Source organism: Thalassospira indica (assembly GCF_003403095.1).
Taxonomy (GTDB): domain Bacteria; phylum Pseudomonadota; class Alphaproteobacteria; order Rhodospirillales; family Thalassospiraceae; genus Thalassospira; species Thalassospira indica.
Genome location: NZ_CP031555.1, coordinates 3205285 through 3221571 on the forward strand (window position 1 = coordinate 3205285; position 16287 = coordinate 3221571).

Below are 16287 nucleotides of genomic sequence, written 5' to 3' on the forward strand. Positions count from 1 at the left end.
CCTAATGCCAAGGCCCGTCGATTTTTTCAAAGCATTTCAGGAGCCTGCAGCATCTGCGACCTCTGCGCTGGCGGAATACCGGCTATGAGTTATACCGATTAGCTCTTTGCGGTATTGCGGATGCCTGCTACCTTTTCGGCCCATGACAGATCCCAATTTAGATGCCCTTTTTGCCCCGCTTGAACCGGACCATGGCGCCGACACCGAAATGGTGCTCGATCGCATGGCGCCGCACAATTTTGAAGCGGAGGCTGCCCTTCTTGGCGCGATCCTTAATAACAACGCCGCCTACGAGCGCGTGTCGGATATCCTGCGCCCGGAACATTTCGCTGATGGGCGTCACGGTCGCATCTTTGAAGCCTGCGGCAAGCTGATCGAACGCGGCCAACTGGCCAACCCGGTCACGCTCAAAGCCTACTTCAAGCAGGATGAACATCTTGCAGAAATCGGTGGTGCGCAATATCTGGCCGAACTGTCAAACAACCTGGTTTCGGTGATCAATGCCAGCGACTATGGCAAGCTGGTCTATGACCTGTATCTGCGACGCGAACTGATCGAACTTGGCGAGGAAGTCGTCAACGAAGCCTATCAGTACGAACTTGATACCGACGCCACCAACCAGATCGAAAGAGCCGAACAGAAACTGTTTTCTCTGGCAACAGCCGGTTCCGCGGAATCGGGCTTTGTCGCCTTTGGCCCTGCCCTTGCCAAGGCCTATGAAAATATTGATCACGCCTATAAAAACGCCGGGCGCGTTGTGGGTGTGACCACGGGCTTGCGCGATATCGACCGCAAACTGGGTGGTTTGCACCCGTCTGACTTGCTGATCCTTGCCGGTCGTCCGTCGATGGGTAAAACAGCCCTTGCGATGAACATCGCGTTTAACGCCGCCATCGCATCGCATCAGAACCGCGCTGCGGGCGAAGACACCCGCGATGAAACCCGAACCGGGGCGATTGCCGTATTCTCGCTTGAGATGGCGGCCGAACAGCTTGCCGGGCGCCTTTTGTCGCAGGCCGCCGAGGTTTCTGGCGATAACATGCGCCGTGGTGATCTGAACGAACAGGATTTCGAACGTCTGTTGCTGGCAACCCAGGAACTCAATACCGTTCCGCTTTACATCGATGATACGCCGGCCCTTCCGGTATCAACCCTTCGCACACGTTGCCGCCGCCTTAAGCGCCAACACGGCCTCGCGATGATCGTCGTCGATTACCTGCAGCTTCTGGCACCACCGACCAACTTCCGTGGCGATGGCCGCGTTCAGGAAGTCTCGGAAATTACCCGTATGCTCAAGGCGATTGCCAAGGAACTCGAAGTTCCTGTTCTGGCCCTGTCGCAGCTTTCACGCGCGGTCGAACAGCGCGAAGACAAACGCCCGCAGCTTTCCGACCTTCGTGAATCCGGCTCGATCGAGCAGGACGCCGACGTCGTGATGTTCATTTATCGCGAACAATACTATCTCGAACGTGCCGAACCGGCCCAGCGCCCGGAAGAAGCCACCGACAAATTCGGGGAACGCTATTCGCAGTGGCAGGAACGTCTGAACCACGTTTACAACACTGCCGAAGTTATTGTTGCCAAGCAGCGTCACGGCCCGGTGGGCAACGTGCGCCTGTTCTTTGACGGGAACTACACCAAGTTTGGTGATCTTGATCACACTGAAGAAGAATATGAATAGAGGATAGGGCATCCACCCATCCAACAACGGATTCCACGGGGTATTACGAATGACCGTTCTTCCCGCCGTCGGCCGTGCTGCCGAGTGCGCGGAACTGCAAATCAATCTGAAAGCAGTTGCCGACAACTATAAAACTCTGACCAAACGCTATACCGGGCGCACCTGTGCGGCTGTGGTAAAGGCGAATGCCTATGGTCTTGGCGCCCAGACAATCGTCCCGGTCCTCAAAAAGCAGGGCTGCCGCCTGTTCTTCGTGGCACATGCCAACGAAGCAGCCGAACTGTTCCCGCTTCTGCGGGGCGGCGGGCGGATTGCGGTTCTGAACGGTGTTCTGCCCGGTGACGAGGCGTTCTTCATTGAAAATGACGTCATCCCGGTTCTGAATGATCTTGAGCAGATCGAACGTTGGTCAAACCTGTGCCGTGAATACGAACGTCCGGCCCCGGCCTTTATCCATCTTGATACCGGTATGAGCCGCCTTGGCCTGACGCCACTTGATGTCAGCAACCTTGTCGATCGCTATTCATCCCTGCTCTACGGGTTTGAAAAGGCCGGTTACATGACCCACCCGGTTGCGGCTGATGAGGCAGGAAACCCGGTCACCAAGGAACAGTACGACCTGTTCATGAAATGGTATCGTCGCCTGCCGCCGGCCCCGCGCGGGTTCTGTAACTCGTCGGCGATTTTCCGCAACGATGACTACCATCTTGAATTCTGCCGTCCGGGCATCGCCCTTTGGGGTGGAAACCCGACGCCGGAAACCACCAACCCGATGCGTTCTGTCGTGAACCTTAAGGTCAAAGTCCTTCAGGTCCGCGAAATCGATGAACCTCAGACAGTTGGTTATGGCGGCACCTGGCAGGCAAAACGCAAATCGAAAATCGCCACCCTTGCAGTCGGGTATGCTGATGGCTGGCTGCGTTCGCTTTCCAATTCCGGCAAGCTGATCATCAAGGGGCACGAAGTTCCCTATGTCGGGCGTGTTTCGATGGATGCGATTACGGTTGATATCACCGACCTTCCGGGCAAAACGCTTAAGGCCGGGGATATGGTGTCGCTTCTTGATGACAAGATGACGGTTGACGACGTTGCATCTGCTGCTGGTACAATCGGTTATGAAATTCTAACTTCTCTTGGACATCGCTACCGGCGGGTTTATACAGAGAGCTAAATCATAATAGCCAGCCAGACAATTCCGGCAGGTCGATAACAGGGGACTTCGAAGTACAGATGCCGATCTTTGCGCCGGTTGGCCATATGTTTCTGACCTTTTTGGCCCTTGTCGGTCGCGTCACGGTATTTGCGGGTCGCACCATCGGCCACATGGTCACACCGCCGATCTATTTCCGCCTGATTTTCAAACAGATGCGTGAAATCGGCTATTTCTCGTTGCCGGTTGTCGCCATGACCACCCTGTTTGCCGGGATGGTTCTGGCCCTGCAATCCTATTCGGGGTTTTCACGCTTTTCAGCCGAAAGTGCGGTTGCGACGGTGGTTGTCATTTCCATGACCCGCGAATTGGGCCCGGTTCTGGCGGGCCTAATGGTTGCGGGCCGTGTGGGTGCCGCCATTGCCGCCGAAATTGGCACCATGCGTGTGACCGAACAGATCGACGCCCTGGTGACCCTTTCGACCAATCCGTTCAAATATCTGGTTGTGCCGCGTGTGATTGCCGGTTTGATCACTCTGCCCGTTCTGGTTCTGATCGGCGATATTATCGGGGTGATGGGCGGCTATCTGGTGGGCGTGAACAAGCTTGGCTTTAATGACGGATCCTATATCCGCAACACCTTCCAGTATCTTGAACAGCTTGATGTGGTGTCGGGTCTTGTGAAGGCGGCTGTGTTTGGCTTTATCATCACATTGATGGGTTGCTATCACGGGTATCATTCACGGGGCGGTGCGCAGGGCGTTGGTCAGGCAACCACCAATGCGGTTGTTTCAAGTTCCATCCTGATCCTGATTTCGAACTATATCGTCACCGAATTGTTCTTCACGCGATAAGGGCCGGTTGACAGGATCATGAGCAACACAGCCAAGATATCGCTTCGCAACGTTCACAAGGGCTTTGGCCCGAAAAAGGTGCTTCAGGGTGTTGACCTTGATGTCGCACCGGGTGAGTCGGTTGCCATCATTGGCGGCTCGGGCACCGGCAAGTCGGTCACGCTGAAATGCGTTCTGGGCCTTCTTACCCCGGATCAGGGTTCGATCAAGGTGGACGGGGTCGAAATGACCACCGCATCACAGGCCGAACGCGATGCCATGCTGGCAAAGACCGGCATGCTGTTTCAGGGGGCGGCCCTTTTTGACTCACTGACCGTTTGGGAAAATGTTGCCTTTGGCCTGATCGAAGGTCAGGGCATGAAACCGGCCAAGGCCCGCGATCTTGCGATTGCCCGGCTTGAGGATGTCGGTCTGGCGGCTGATATCGCCAACATGTCCCCGGCATCGCTTTCAGGCGGCATGCAAAAACGTGTTGGCCTCGCGCGCGCCATCGCGACCGAGCCGGAAATCCTGTTCTTTGACGAACCGACCACCGGCATTGATCCGATCATGGGCGATGTCATCAATGATCTGATCGTCAAATGCACCCGCGAACTTGGTGCCAGTGCGATGACCATCACCCATGATATGGCCAGTGCACGCAAGATCGCCGACCGCGTTGCCATGCTGTATCAGGGCAAGATCATCTGGGATGGGCCGGTTGCCGATATCGACACGTCCGATAACCCATATTTGCAACAATTCGTTGCCGGTGATATCGAAGGCCCGCTTGAACTTGATCTCAAGCATCTCTGAACGCGGCCTAATCGCCGATACCACTTCTTTGATCTGCGGAGCATTCTGTGGCCAAAACCCAAAGCCGTTTCATCTGCCAGAACTGTGGTGCCGAGTACCGCAAATGGACCGGGCGTTGCGATGCCTGCGGCGAATGGAACAGCATCGAGGAAGAACGTGTTGAAAGCGGCCCCAAGGCCACCGGCGGCATTGCCGGGGGCGCCAAGGGCAAGACCATCGAATTCGTCGCCCTTGAAGGCGAAAGTGCTAGCCCCAAACGCATCATAAGCGGTATCACCGAACTCGATCGCGCCTGCGGAGGCGGGCTTGTACCGGGGTCGGCCCTTCTGGTCGGCGGCGATCCTGGGATTGGTAAATCAACCATTCTGTTGCAGGCCGTCGGGGCCATGGCCGCCAAACATAAATGCGCCTATATCTCGGGCGAGGAAGCAGTTGATCAGGTGCGCATGCGCGCAGCCCGCCTTGGCCTTGAAAAATCGAAGGTCGACTTTGCCGCCGCGACCAGCCTGCGCGACATCATCACCACCCTTGAAGCCAGCAGCCATGACGTGGTGGTGATTGACTCGATCCAGACCATGTATGCCGACACCCTTGATAGTGCGCCGGGCACGGTGTCACAGGTCCGCGCCTGCGCGCTGGAACTCATCCGCCTTGCCAAGCGTAAGGGCTTTGCCGTCTTGCTTGTCGGTCACGTCACCAAGGAAGGCCAGATTGCCGGTCCGCGTGTGCTGGAACATATGGTCGATACGGTTCTGTATTTCGAAGGCGAACGCGGTCATCAGTTCCGCATCCTGCGTGCAGTCAAAAACCGTTTCGGTGCGACCGATGAAATCGGTGTGTTTGAAATGGGTGATGCGGGTCTGGTCGAAGTCCCCAACCCCTCCGCGCTGTTTCTGGCAGATCGTGATTCCCCGGTCAGTGGCACCGCGGTATTTGCCGGGCTTGAAGGCACACGCCCGATGCTGGTTGAAATTCAGGCGCTTGTGGCGCAATCGGCCCTTGCCACCCCGCGTCGTGCGGTCGTTGGCTGGGACTCTGCGCGCATGAACATGATATTGGCGGTGCTCGATGCCCGCTGTGGCCTGCCGCTCAGCCAGTTTGATGTTTACCTTAACGTCGCCGGTGGTTTGCGGGTTGGTGAACCCGCGGCCGACATGGCGGTTGCGGCAGCACTGATTTCAGCGGTCGCCGATGCGCCGGTTCCGGGCGAGACGGTGATTGTCGGGGAAATCGGTCTTTCGGGCGAAGTTCGCCCGGTCGGGCAACTCGAATCGCGGTTGAAAGAAGCCACCAAACTTGGCTTTGGCAATGCCTATACGCCCAAGAATGGCACCCAGGGCAAGAAGAAGATGTCGATCAAGGGCCTCAATCAGACCGAAATCGGCCATCTTCAGGATTTGGTAAACCTCTTCGGCGACGATGTCCGCGACAAGGTGCGTCCGCGCGAAGGGATGTATTAAGCGCCTTTACCGCAACCTCGCCCGCCACCCGGACTGACGAACAAGGTTTACACATAAATGGATTTCTCCGCCCTTCCCGATCTTGGCGCACGTGATGTGTTTGATCTGATTGTTGTCGGCATTTTGCTGATATCGGGGATATTTGCCTTTTTCCGCGGTTTTATCCACGAAACCCTGTCGATGATGGGCTGGGTCGGTGCCGGGCTTGTCGCCCTTTATGGCTATCCGGTTGCGCGGCCCTATGTGCGGGATTTGATCCCGTCCGAACTGATTGCCGATCTGGCAACCGGGGTTGGCCTGTTTCTGATTTCGTTTTTGATTTTCTCGTTTATCAGCGGGCGCATTGGCCGGGCGGTTCAGAATTCCGGCCTCGATAGCCTCGATAGCACGCTTGGCTTTGTATTCGGGCTTTTGCGCGGGGCCCTGATTGTCTGTATCGGTTTCCTGGCGCTGTCCTGGTTGCTGCCAGCAGATTCGCAGCCCGACTGGGTCCGTGATGCCCGCACCCGCCCGGTTCTGGAAGAAGGTGCCTTCCTCATTATGCGCATGGCACCTGACGAAATTTTCGATACCACGGCGCAAGAGCTTGAGCGCGCTCAGCGTGAGGCCGATGCGAACGAAAAAACCTATCGCCAACTTCTTGGTCCGGAACCAAAAGGGACTGGACCCGCGCCCCTAAACGGGTATACAAGGCCCTCGCGCGATGATTTGGATCGCCTGATTGAGGCGACCACTAACGAGTGAGGCGTGTGGGTTTCGTAAGAATAACGAATTCCGTGCGCCACCGGCGAGAGAGCGGAACCCACTCATGCTGACCACCAATCCATTTGATGACGACAAGCTACGTGAAGAATGTGGCGTCTTTGGCGTTTTTGGCTCCCCCGATGCGACGGCATTAACGGCCCTTGGCCTGCATGCGCTGCAACATCGCGGACAGGAAGCCGCAGGCATTGTGTCCTATGACGGCGAAGATTTTCCGGCACACCGGGCATCCGGCCAGGTTGGCGATATCTTCGGCTCCGAAGATGTCATCAAAAGCCTGCCCGGCCACCGTGCGGTCGGCCATGTCCGCTACTCGACGGCGGGCGGCAAGGGCCTTCGCAACGTACAGCCGCTTTTTGCCGACTTTGAATTCGGTGGTCTGGCGATTGCCCATAACGGCAACCTGACCAACTCGCTTGCGGTGCGTGAACGCCTTGTCAAACGCGGCTCGATCTTCCAGTCGACCTCGGATACCGAGACCTTCATTCACCTGATCGCGACCAGCCTGTATGAAAAGATCGTCGATCGCTTGATCGATGCGGTCCGTCAGGTTGAAGGTGCCTATTCCCTGGTCGTCATGACCCAGAAGAAACTGATCGGTGTGCGGGATCCGCTGGGTGTGCGTCCGCTGGTTCTGGGCAAGCTCAATGATGCCTATATCCTGTCATCGGAAACGGTTGGCCTTGATATCGTTGGCGCGGAATTCATCCGCGACGTCGAACCGGGTGAAATCGTTGAAATCACCGATGATGGCCTGCGTTCGATCAAGCCGTTCAAACCGCAAAAATCGCGCTTCTGCATTTTCGAGCATGTCTATTTCGCCCGCCCCGACAGCATCGTCGAAGGCACAAGCGTCTATGACGTGCGCAAGCATATCGGTCGCGAACTGGCCCGTGAATCCGCTGTTGATGCCGACGTTGTCGTGCCGATCCCGGATTCCGGTGTGCCGTCCGCCCTTGGCTATGCCGAGGAAAGCGGTATCCCGTTCGAACTGGGCATCATCCGCAACCACTATGTCGGGCGTACCTTTATCGAGCCGACCGATCAGATCCGCCACCTTGGCGTGAAGCTGAAACATAACGCCAACCCGGGCAAGCTTAAGGGCAAGCGCGTTATTCTGGTTGATGACTCGATCGTGCGTGGCACGACCTCGACCAAGATTGTTGATCTGGTCCGTCAGGCCGGTGCAGCCGAAGTCCATATGCGCATCACAAGCCCGCCGACCATGAACCCGTGCTTCTATGGCGTTGATACCCCGTCCAAAGACAAACTGATGGCGGCCAATCACGACATCGAAAGCATGGCAAAGATCATCGGTGTCGACAGTCTGGCCTTCGTCACCATTGATGGCCTGTATCGTGCCACCGGTCTTGAAGGCCGTGACAACGATAATCCGGCCTTCTGTGATGCGTGCTTCACCGGCGACTACCCGATCAAGCTCACCGATCACAATGCCGAAAACAAGGACCGCAAGCTCAGCCAGTTGGTTGAAAGGCAGTCTGCATGACCGACACCAAACGTCTTGAAGGTCGCGTTGCCCTGATCACCGGGGCTTCGCACGGGATCGGATGTGCTGTTGCCAAGCGCTTTGCGGCCGAGGGCGCGCATGTGATTGCGATTGGCCGAAATGTCGGTGCGCTCGAAGAACTGAGCGACGACGTCACGGATGCCGGTGGCAAGATCACCCTGCTGCCGCTTGATCTGACCATGTTTGACAAGATCGATATGCTTGGCCCGACGATCTATGAGCGGTTCGGCAAGCTGGATATTGTGGTTGGTAACGCAGGCCTTCTGGGCGAAATCGCCCCGGTGGGCCATATTGATGCGCAGGTGTTCCAGAACACCTATGCCACCAACGTCACGGCAAACTTCCACCTGATCCGCACCACCGACAAGCTCCTGCAGCTTTCAGACGCGGGCCGGGCGATCTTCGTGACCTCGAACGCATCGGCAAAAGGTCGCGCCTTCTGGGGCCTTTATGCGTCGACCAAGGCAGCGCTTGAAAGCCTTGTTCTGTCCTATGCACAGGAACTCGAAGAAACCAAGGTCAAGGTCAACCTGATCAATCCGGGCCGCATCCGCACCAAAATGCGCGCCGAAGCCTATCCGGGCGAAGATCCCGAAACGCTTCCGACCCCCGAAAGCATCACCGACGTGTTTGTCGATCTGGCAGAAGCCACCTGCACCAAACATGGTGAAGTGGTCAACGCTTCCTGAGTTTGATGCGCGGATCACAGTCAAAATTGCAAAAGGCCTTGCTGGTATCGCAAGGCCTTTTGTTTTGCGTTTGATTACGTGCGCCCCTACTCCGCCGTGCTCATGCCCATGCGCTGCAAGACTCGGCGCTCAACGACAACGACCAGTTGGTAGAACACAACAGCCAAAATGACGGACAGGGCCGCCACGGTCCAGATCATGCCGTAATCCATATAACCGCGCGACTGGTTCAACAAATTGCCAAGCCCCTTACCCGTCGCAAGCCATTCGGCAATCATCACCCCCAGAAGCGCGCGCGGCACCGTCAGGCGCGTTGCCGCAAACAAATATGGCATGGATGCCGGAATGGTGATGATGCGCAATTCCTGCCCCGCAGAGGCCCCATATGCCATGGCCAGTTCACGGGTCGCGCGCGGCACCATCGATATCCCTTGCGCCAAAATCACGAATGCCGGGAAAAACGTTACAGATATCGTCACCCAAAGTGTCAGTGACGTGCCCCGCCCCAACAGCAAAACCAGCAAGGGCGTCAGCGCGACCAACGGCATGGTCTGGGTTACCAGCGCGACCGGCATAAAGGCACGCAAGAATCCCGGAAACAGCCGTGATGAAATGGCCAGCAAAAAGGCAAAGGTCAAACCACACAACAATCCGATACCAGTAATCGGAAGCGTTTCCCAAAGGGCAGCAATCAAACGTTCCTGAGCGCTTTGCGCCGCAGGTGAAAAGAACAGATATTCCACCACGCCAATCGGGGTTTTTGAAATCATTGCCGGCACGTCAAGAAGCCGGATAAATGCCCACCAAAACAGGAACGGCAATAGCACCGCCATCGCCCCGGCCAGAATTGATGACAGTGGTCTGCTTTGTTCATCCCCTGCCTTTTCAGGCACCGACATGTTCATCGTGACCGCCCGGCTTGCACCGACGAAGCGATGCGACATAAGCGCAAACACCCCATAGGCCAAACCGGCAATCAGGGTGGCGACAACACCAATTCCCCAAAGACGTTCCGGTTCGGCCCGACCAAGCGAACCCAGAAGATACGCGCCAAGCCCCCAGCGACCGCCACCACCAAATTCAGCAAGGATGGCACCAAGAACTGCATTGGGTGCGGCAACGCGCAAGCCCGACAGGATGGATGGCAAGGCGCTTCTGAACTGAACCATGCGCATGATCAGCCAGTTACTGCCGCCATAAACCCTGATCAGGTCCGCCGCCCGGCTGTCAGACTGGGAAAGGCCAATCACGGTTGCCGTCATGGTCACGAAGTAACAGCCAAGGGCGGCAAGAACCACCCGCGGGGTCAAACCCGACAGCGTCAGCGACAGGATCGGTGCAATGGCAATGGGCGGCAGGGCAAAGATCGCAATGTTCAAGCCGCGAAAGACGCGCAATGACACCGGGATCAAAACAAAGAAAATACCGGCCACCACACCAAGCAGATTGCCGATCACAAACCCAAGTCCGGATGCCTTGAGCGTTTCCCAAACATGGAGCGGATAGTCGGATCGGTCGTTCCAAAGCCCGATCAGGATCTCGCTGACGCCTGGCAATGCGCCATCGGCAATCAAGTCAAGTCTGCCGACCACTTCCCAGACAAGAAGCAGTGCGACAACATTGCGCAGTGGAGCGGCCCATTGTTTATTGCCCGCCATGAAGTACCTCGGCAACCTTGTCGCACAGGGCATGGAAGGCAGGATCGGAAAACAGCTCGGGTTTGCGCGGGCGTTCGAACGGAACATCAATCACCACCGAAAGACGCCCCGGATTGGCCGACATCACTGCAATCCGGTCCGCAAGGAAGACGGCCTCGTCAATGCCGTGGGTGACGAGAAATGCCGTGGCCTGACTTTCCTGCCAGATGCGTTGCAGTTCAAGATTCATCTGACGCCGCAAGATTTGATCGAGTGCGCCAAAAGGTTCATCCATAAAAAGCACGCGCGGACGGGTCACCAGCGCGCGGGCAATTGCCACACGCTGGCGCATTCCGCCGGAAAGTTCGCCCGGCAGGGCATTTTCATAACCTTTCAGGCCAACCAGTTCGATCAAATGTTGAACATCCGGGGCAAAGTCCCGAATGTTCTTTCTGAGGACTTCCAAGGGCACTTCGACATTCTGGCGCACAGACCGCCAGGGCAGAAGTGCCGCATCCTGAAAGGCAACACCGGTCAGACCGGCCCGCGTCGCATCCTGTGGTTCGCGATCCTCGATCAGCACCGCGCCCTTGTCGGCATCTTCAAGACCCAGCGCAATTCGCATGGCTGTGGACTTGCCACAGCCTGACGGGCCGATGATCGCGGTAAACGACCCCGAAGGACAACTCAGGGACATATCCCTGAGCGCCTCGATGGTTTTTCCGCGCCCGCTGAAGGTCTTGCAGACACCGTGGAATGTGATCCCCCCAGAGGGCATCCTAGATCTCCTCAAGCAGCGTGGTATCGAACATGTCGCGGCTGCCATTTATGCCAATTTGGCCAAGGGCAGTCAGGCAGGCTTCGATGTCATCTTCAGCCATTGAGAAGATGCCGTTCGGGCTTTCAACGAGCGGCTGCTGCGCCTTGTTGAAGTAGATTTCGTTTTCGATGGTCCGGCCCGTTCCCTTGAACCAGCTATCGGCCCATTTCGGCGGCCAGACCGTCGGATCAACAAAGTTTTCTTCCCAGCCGCGACGCGATGCGCGCAACCAGCCAACCAGTTCCTTGCGCTTGGTTTTAAGCGTTTCTTCGGTCACCACAACTGTATCGTTAAAGATGGTAAAGCCGAAATCATAAAGCAGGAACGAGGTTGCCTCTGCCCCCTGCTGGGAAATTGTGAACGGAACATTGGTGGTGAAATCAAGGCTGGCGTCAATTTCACCCTTGATCAGCGGGGTCGGATCATATGCATACGGAACGATGTTAACATCGGCCTTGTCGATACCGTTCAGTTTCAGCATCGCTTCAACCGAAATGACATTGACCGGCGGCACGGCAAGAGTCTTGCCGACAAGATCTTCGGGTTTGTTGATCGGGTTGGATTTCAATGAAACGATGCCGATCGGGTTTTTCTGATATTGGGTGCCGATGATCTTGAACGGTGCGCCCTGTTCTGAAATCGCCTTGATGGTGGTGTCTGGTGTGGTCAGGGTCAAATCGGCACGCCCGGTGATGATTGTGCTTTCGGGAATGACATCCGGCCCCCCCGACGCATAGCTCATATCAAGGCCTTCGTCGGCGTAATAGCCCTTGTCGAGCCCCAGAAAATAACCCGCGAATTCCGCGTCATTGATCCAGGATGCCTGCATGGCAAACGGCGATGCGGCCATTGCACGGAACGATCCGAACGGCATGGCGGATGCGGCGGCGCCTGCGGCAGCTGCGCCAAGAAAACGGCGACGACTCAGTTTCATATCCATAGCTTAATCTCCCTGATGAATTTCGGTGGTCGGCCTGCGCATTTTTTGCGCTTATGCCAGCCCCTGAATACGTTGAAGTTCTTGAAGCGGGGGCGTTTCCTCGATTTGTTTTGGGTCCAGAAGCGGCCATTTCACACCACTTGGACGTTTTGCCCGGCGCCCGACATCAAGCACGCGGGTGGGTGTCATGATCTGATCCACAAGGATGTCGGTTTCCGATGGTTGAAGCATCTCTGCGACCACCTGAACATCATGAACAACGGCCACAACCGGGGTGGTTTCATCGACCAGACCAAGATCGGTGAACATGCCCCATTCAAGGTCAAAGAACCCGTGTCCCTTGCCAAACCGCACCCCGTTCATCGACACGGCCGACGCACCGGTGACCATGTAGTCAAAGCGACCACGTTTGGCGATTTCTTCAAGGGTGATCGGGCGGCCGAAATGCTCCATACCATCCAGCCAGGATGCATAAAGCGCGGCCCCATCGGGAACCATGGAAGGCTCAAGAAGCAAAAAACCGCGATAGATGCCATAGGTCGACATGACAAACGTTTTGCCATCCTCGATCATCCGACGACGAAGATCGGCAAGGCAGTTATCCGGGGTGATAAAGGCAAACTCGGATTTCTGATAAGCTTCGGTTTCAACGATCTTGTCGACCGCCTGTTCGGAGCCGTCAAAGTCAGGAATGACTTCAGCAAAGTTCAAATGGAAACGTGTATCGGGCTTTGCCACGTCGTGAAGCTTTGACCAAATTCGTTCGCGAACCACCTTGGAGGTTGACATGATGCAATCCTGCGTCGTTTCATAATTATGCGTTTCACTGTTTCAAAAATAAGAAACACCTGTTTCATTCGTCAAGATGTTTCTTGGCTCACCTCTAGGTACAAGGGTCGAAAATGGCCTCTCGACTGATCTTACGCATCCAGGAAAAACAGGCCCGCCTGACAAGCGGCGAAAAGAAAATTGCGAAAACTATCCTTGAAAATCAGGATATTATCGAAACTCATACGGCAACCGAGATCGCCAATCTATCCGGCGTATCAAAGGCCACGGCCGCACGATTTTTTCGTACCCTTGGATATGCCGATTTTGAGGAAGTTCGCCTGCAGGCCCGTGAAGAACGCAACCAGAAACAGCCGTATCGTCAGACCATTGTTTCAGAAACGGCCGTTTCACTGGGCCGTTCCATTGGCGACCATCTGGAACTGGAACTTCAAAACCTGACGCGCAGTTTCGAGGAACTCAGTTCCTACAAACTGATGGAAACAATTGATATTGTTGCTTCAGCACCCAGTGTCTGGTTTCTTGGTTTCGGGGCCGAGGATGGTGTTGCACGCACCGGTCGGGCGATGTTTTCACGCCTGCGTCATGGCGTTCATTACATTTCGGGAGTCGGCCAAGACTGGTCAAGCGATCTGGCCATGGTTGGCCCGCGAGATGTCCTGATTTTACTCACGCTCGACACCCGCCCCAAGGTGATGCGCCCGATCATCAATTATGCCCGCACATCGCGCATGCGCGTCGTCACCCTGACTGATCACAGCTATGAAAAACAGGCCGCGCGCTTTTCCGACGTGGTCCTGCCCTGCCATGTTGCAAGCTATGGACTATTGCCAACACATGCGACGCTGCTATCCATGCTGCGCCTGATGGGCATTGCCTATGCCGGAAAGAACCCGGAGTCGGTCAAACAGCGTGCCGATACGCTTGATGCAATTGTCGAAGAACTCGACATCATGGAATAGGACGGGCGAAATATTGCTGTTTTGCCTTGGCAATCAATTGATTGCCAAACTGCCCACCGCACCGTTACCATGCCCGCAACACGCCGATAAAGAGATTGCAAGCGCAGAGGGAACCAAGATGCGACAGACCTTCCGACAGAACAAAGCCGTCGCACTGATCACCGCCGCCATCCTTGGCATACTTATCCTTCCGAGCGCCCCGGCAAAGGCCGAAATGGATGCAGAGCGGGGAAAAACCCTGTTTGCCGAACGTGGCTGCGTCATCTGTCATTCGGTCAACAATGTCGGTAGCAACACTGCGACCAGTCTTGATGCATCAAACATGAATATCGCGCGTGAGCCGTTTGAATTCTTTGCCCGCATGTGGCGCGGCGCGCCGCAGATGCTGGCCCTGCAGCAGGCCGATCTTGGCTATCAGATCGATTTTTCCGGTCAGGACATCGCCGATATTTTCGCCTTTGTTCAAAGCCGTGAAATTCAGGAAGGCTTCACCGAACAGGACCTTCCCGACCATATCAAGGAAATCATTGATAACGGTCCGTCGACTGCCATCGATTAAAGCGCCCGGAACACCCAAGACACACAAAAGCCGCCCTCGTTTCCGACGGGCGGCTTCGTTGTGTTTGGCTACAAATCGAAACTAGCGTTTCTTTTTCTTGTTGGCAAAGGGGTTGTCGCTGCTACGCAAATAGATGCGGATCGGAACGCCCGGCATGTCGAAATCCTCGCGCAGGCCATTGATCAGATAGCGCGTATAGCTTTCGGGCAGTTCCGCCGCCTTGGAGCAGTTGATAAAGAAGCTTGGCGGACGCGATTTCGCCTGGGTCATATAGCGCAGGCGAATACGACGCCCGGAAATGACCGGTGGCAAATGGCGTTCGGTGGTTGCTTCAAGCCAGCGGTTGAGCTGCGAGGTCGGGATGCGACGGCTCCAGATATCGTGGATATCAAGAACGGTCGGCATCAGGCGATCCGTGCCACGCCCGGTCAGGGCCGAGAAGGTCAGAACCGGAATACCCTTGGCCTGGGCAAAGGACGTATCAAGCTTGTCACGCAGTTCCTGCATGACGCCCTTTTTGTCGATGATCGCATCCCACTTGTTAACCGCAATGATCAGCGCACGGCCTTCTTCAAGCACCATACGCGCAATCGTCAGGTCCTGCTTATCAAGCGTATTGGTCGCATCAATCATCAGGACCACGACCTGCGCATAGCGGATCACGCGCAGCGTATCGGCAACCGACAGCTTTTCAACGCGGTCATCGATCTTCTTCTTGCGGCGCATACCGGCGGTATCGACCAGACGGATCGGACGGCCTTCATAGGACCAGTCGACCGCGATCGAGTCACGGGTGAGCCCGGCCTGCGGCCCGGTCATGACGCGCTCTTCGCCCAAAAGCTGGTTCAGAAGGGTTGATTTACCGGCGTTCGGACGACCAACAATTGCCAACTGGATTTTCGAATTGTCACGTGCGCCTTCGACAATCAGCTCGCCATCTTCGTCTTCGTCGTCCTCGCTGAATTCGATCTCGTAGGACGGGAAGACTTCACCTTCGTCATCGGCAAAACCGTCCTCATCGTCGAAATCTTCATCTGCAAGGCTATCCGCACGGGCCTCATTCAACGCTTCCTGTGCTGCTTCGCGCGCATGCTGTCTGGCAACCCGTTCGCGGTCTTTCCATTCTTTCCAGTGCGGCTCAAGCATGTCATAGAGCAACTCGATCCCAAGGCCATGCTCGGCCGAGATCGGCGCGACATCGCCAAGACCAAGCCCATAGGCCTCATAAAGGCCCGGATCCTGATCACGGCCTTCGTGCTTGTTGGCAATGACATAGACCGGCTTCTCGCGTTTGCGCAGCCAATCGGCAAAATGGTTATCAAGCGGCGTCAGACCGGCACGGGCATCAATCAGGAACAGCGCAACATCGCATTCCTCAAACGCCTTTTCACTTTGCTGGCGCATCATGCCTTCGACGGAATTATCAAACGCTTCTTCCAGACCGGCGGTGTCGATAATGTCAAAAGACATATCGCCAAGGCGTGCCTTGCCATAACGGCGGTCACGGGTCACACCGGGCTGATCGTCCACAAGCGCCAGCTTTTTGCCGACCAGACGGTTAAACAGGGTCGACTTCCCGACATTGGGGCGACCGATAATGGCAACTTTCAGCGACATCTGATTTTCAGACTCTCGTAATAAAAGGCGTTATGCGCCGTGGG

At 56.1% G+C, this 16287-nt stretch carries 15 protein-coding genes; 10 read left to right on the plus strand and 5 right to left on the minus strand.

The features are described from left to right. Positions 1-142: 142 nt before the first annotated feature. The 8 genes from DY252_RS15110 (at position 143) to DY252_RS15145 (ending at position 8919) form a co-directional block, all read left to right on the plus strand. Positions 143-1681: a replicative DNA helicase gene (locus DY252_RS15110; RefSeq protein ID WP_008890540.1), complete on the plus strand. Its 1539-nt coding sequence runs from the start codon at positions 143-145 to the stop codon at positions 1679-1681. Between the two features lie 49 nt (positions 1682-1730). After that, on the plus strand, positions 1731-2852 hold the full coding sequence (alr, locus tag DY252_RS15115) for an alanine racemase (RefSeq protein ID WP_064789719.1): 1122 nt from the start codon (positions 1731-1733) through the stop codon (positions 2850-2852). A 59-nt stretch (positions 2853-2911) separates the two neighbouring features. Further along, entirely contained in the window at positions 2912-3685 is a 774-nt protein-coding gene (locus DY252_RS15120; protein WP_008890538.1) for an MlaE family ABC transporter permease, read from the plus strand. A gap of 18 nt (positions 3686-3703) precedes the next feature. Next, entirely contained in the window at positions 3704-4480 is a 777-nt protein-coding gene (locus tag DY252_RS15125) for an ABC transporter ATP-binding protein (RefSeq protein ID WP_064789718.1), read from the plus strand. A 47-nt stretch (positions 4481-4527) separates the two neighbouring features. Continuing rightward, entirely contained in the window at positions 4528-5940 is a 1413-nt protein-coding gene (gene radA, locus DY252_RS15130) for a DNA repair protein RadA (protein ID WP_063088371.1), read from the plus strand. Positions 5941-5997: 57 nt separating this feature from the next. Further along, positions 5998-6684: a CvpA family protein gene (locus tag DY252_RS15135; protein ID WP_008890535.1), complete on the plus strand. Its 687-nt coding sequence runs from the start codon at positions 5998-6000 to the stop codon at positions 6682-6684. A 64-nt stretch (positions 6685-6748) separates the two neighbouring features. Beyond that, positions 6749-8209, plus strand: a complete 1461-nt coding sequence (gene purF / locus DY252_RS15140; protein WP_063088372.1) for an amidophosphoribosyltransferase — start codon at positions 6749-6751, stop codon at positions 8207-8209. After that, positions 8206-8919: an SDR family NAD(P)-dependent oxidoreductase gene (locus tag DY252_RS15145; protein ID WP_064789717.1), complete on the plus strand. Its 714-nt coding sequence runs from the start codon at positions 8206-8208 to the stop codon at positions 8917-8919. Before purF ends, DY252_RS15145 begins: the two co-directional genes overlap by 4 nt. Positions 8920-9005: 86 nt before the next feature. On the opposite strand, the gene DY252_RS15150 is transcribed toward DY252_RS15145, so the two are convergent. From DY252_RS15150 to DY252_RS15165, 4 genes are read right to left on the minus strand one after another with little or no spacing between them, the layout of a single operon-like run. Further along, positions 9006-10577, minus strand: a complete 1572-nt coding sequence (locus tag DY252_RS15150; protein ID WP_064789716.1) for an ABC transporter permease — start codon at positions 10575-10577, stop codon at positions 9006-9008. Further along, complete coding sequence (locus DY252_RS15155; protein ID WP_062957492.1) at positions 10564-11334, minus strand: ABC transporter ATP-binding protein; 771 nt, start codon at positions 11332-11334, stop codon at positions 10564-10566. The genes DY252_RS15150 and DY252_RS15155 overlap by 14 nt, the downstream gene beginning before the upstream one ends. A 1-nt stretch (position 11335) precedes the next feature. Next, on the minus strand, positions 11336-12316 hold the full coding sequence (locus tag DY252_RS15160) for an ABC transporter substrate-binding protein (protein ID WP_064789715.1): 981 nt from the start codon (positions 12314-12316) through the stop codon (positions 11336-11338). A gap of 51 nt (positions 12317-12367) precedes the next feature. Then, entirely contained in the window at positions 12368-13105 is a 738-nt protein-coding gene (locus DY252_RS15165; protein WP_064789714.1) for a 5-formyltetrahydrofolate cyclo-ligase, read from the minus strand. Between the two features lie 113 nt (positions 13106-13218). On the opposite strand from DY252_RS15165, the gene DY252_RS15170 reads away from it, so the two are divergent. Beyond that, positions 13219-14067 (plus strand): MurR/RpiR family transcriptional regulator, encoded by an 849-nt coding sequence (locus DY252_RS15170; protein WP_062957495.1) that lies wholly within the window; start codon positions 13219-13221, stop codon positions 14065-14067. 118 nt (positions 14068-14185) lie between these two features. Next, positions 14186-14626: a c-type cytochrome gene (locus DY252_RS15175; RefSeq protein WP_231959766.1), complete on the plus strand. Its 441-nt coding sequence runs from the start codon at positions 14186-14188 to the stop codon at positions 14624-14626. 81 nt (positions 14627-14707) lie between these two features. Here the strand turns inward: DY252_RS15175 and der are convergent, their stop codons facing one another. Continuing rightward, on the minus strand, positions 14708-16243 hold the full coding sequence (der, locus tag DY252_RS15180; protein ID WP_064789713.1) for a ribosome biogenesis GTPase Der: 1536 nt from the start codon (positions 16241-16243) through the stop codon (positions 14708-14710). Positions 16244-16287: the final 44 nt, after the last annotated feature.